Origin of the sequence: Streptomyces sp. BR123 (genome assembly GCF_013401435.1) — a bacterium.
Taxonomy (GTDB): domain Bacteria; phylum Actinomycetota; class Actinomycetes; order Streptomycetales; family Streptomycetaceae; genus Streptomyces.
Genome location: NZ_JACBGN010000561.1, coordinates 1 through 1,843, shown reverse-complemented (window position 1 = coordinate 1,843; position 1,843 = coordinate 1). Strand labels below are relative to the sequence as shown.

Sequence of the window (1,843 nt, the reverse complement as noted above, 5' to 3'; positions counted from 1 at the left end):
GCCCGGTGCCGTGCAGGACGTCCAGGGTCCGGGCGGCGGCCATCACGGCCGGGCCCAGCGGGGTCTGCTTGGCACCGAGGTCGTAGGCCCACACGGCGGCGGCGAGCGGCAGGGTGCGCCGCAGTACGGTCCGGCGCCCGCCGGCGAGGGCGGCGATGCCGAGCCCGGCGACGGTCAGGCCGGCCGCGGCCGCGAGGGCTGCGCGGGGCCGGATCCGGCCCGAGGGCAGGGGGCGTTCGGGGCGTTCCGCGGCGTCGAGCTCCCGGTCGGCCCAGTCGTTGAGGGCCATGCCCGCCCAGTAGAGGCAGACGGAGGAGCCGGCGAGGCCGAGGGTGCGCGGCCCGGTGCCCCGTCCGGCGGCCAGGGCCCCCGCGAGGACGTCGCCGGGGACGGTGGCGGCGGCGGGCGCCCGGACCAGTTCGGCGTAGGCGCGCAGGGTGCGGCGGGCCCGCAGCGCCCGGCCGGGGAAGGGCGGCAGGGTCAGCGGCGCGGCCGTGCCGCCCCCGTCCGAGCGGGCGGCACGGGCGGCACGGGCCGTGCGGGCGGCTGCGGCCCGGAGCGCGCGCGGGACGCGGAGGGCGGTGCTCACGGGCGGGCTCCCGCTACGGGCGGGGCGGCGGAGGCGGCGGAGGCCGTGGCGGCGGTGGCGTGGCCGGCGGCCCAGGCGGTGAGGGCCTCGTACTGCAGGGTCAGGTTGTGCTCGGCGGAGCCGGCCGGGTCCTTGAAGAAGAAGCCGAGGGCGGGCAGGGCGCCGGCCTCGCCGCGCCGGCCGGCGAGGGCCGTCAGCCGGACGAGGTCCAGGACCAGCGGGGCGGCCAGCGCCGAGTCGCATCCCTGCCAGGTGAACTGCATGGTCATCCGGATGCCGAGGAAGCCCTCGAAGGAGATGTGGTCCCAGGCGGTCTTCCACTCCCCCATCTCGGGGACGTTGTCGATGTGGACCTGGCCCTGGACGGCGTGGCCGACGGTCTCCTCCAGGCTGCGCTGCTTGGACTCGGCCTTGGAGCGGGCGGCCGCCGGGTCGGCCAGGGTCGCGCCGTCGCCGCCGCCCAGCAGGTTGGTGCCGGACCAGGAGCGCAGGCGCAGTGCCCGCTGGGTGAACATCGGCGCGAGGGCGCTCTTGACGAGGGTTTCGCCGGTCTTGCCGTCGCGGCCGGCGTGCGGGACGCCGCGGAGCCGGGCCAGCTCCTCCAGTGCGGGCAGACAGGCCCCGGCGGAGGGGGTGAAGTTGACGTAGGAGCAGCCTGCGGTGAAGGCGGCGTACGCGTACAGGGAGCTGGCCGGGAGGGTGAGCGATCCGGCGGCGAGCGCCGCCTCGAAGGAGGCCAGGTCCAGGTACGCGGGGTCGGGCTCCGGCAGCGGCTCCGTGGAGGAGACGTTGACGACGACGACCTGCTCCAGCCCGTGCCGGTCGCGGAAGGCGGCCATGTCGTCGGCGAGGCGGGCGGCGGCCTCGGCCTGGGTCTCGCCGTCCCGCAGCGAGCCGTCGCGCATCTCCAGCTCGGCGGCGGCCAGTGGGGCGTCCAGTGCGGGCAGGACCGCGACGGGCAGCACGCCCGCCGCGGCGAGCCGGCGGGCCCGCGCCGACAGCGGGGTGCCGACGACGTCGTGTCCGCCGAACACGAGGTCGGCGAGGGCCGGGAGGGACGCGCCGCGGAACGCGGGGGTCTCCGTCACGCATCCGACGGGGGAGGCGGCACCCGCGACGACGGCGGCCGCGCCGGCGACGGCCGCCGTGGCGACCGAGCCTCGCGCGCCGACCATCCAGACGCCGATGCGGGGTGCGGATCCGGTCGTGTCTCGCATGGTGTGCCAATCCTCCTGAGGGGTACGGGGCGTGGGG

The 1,843-nt window shown here is 78.1% G+C and carries 2 protein-coding genes; both read right to left on the bottom strand.

The genetic code is table 11. From position 1 onward, the window contains the following. On the bottom strand, positions 1–454 hold a 454-nt coding region (locus tag HYE82_RS36245), incomplete at its 3' end, for a UbiA family prenyltransferase (protein ID WP_256988203.1). A gap of 131 nt (positions 455–585) precedes the next feature. Next, positions 586–1,806, bottom strand: coding sequence for an inositol-3-phosphate synthase (locus HYE82_RS36240; protein ID WP_179178470.1), 1,221 nt, complete (start codon positions 1,804–1,806; stop codon positions 586–588). Positions 1,807–1,843 lie beyond the last annotated feature (37 nt).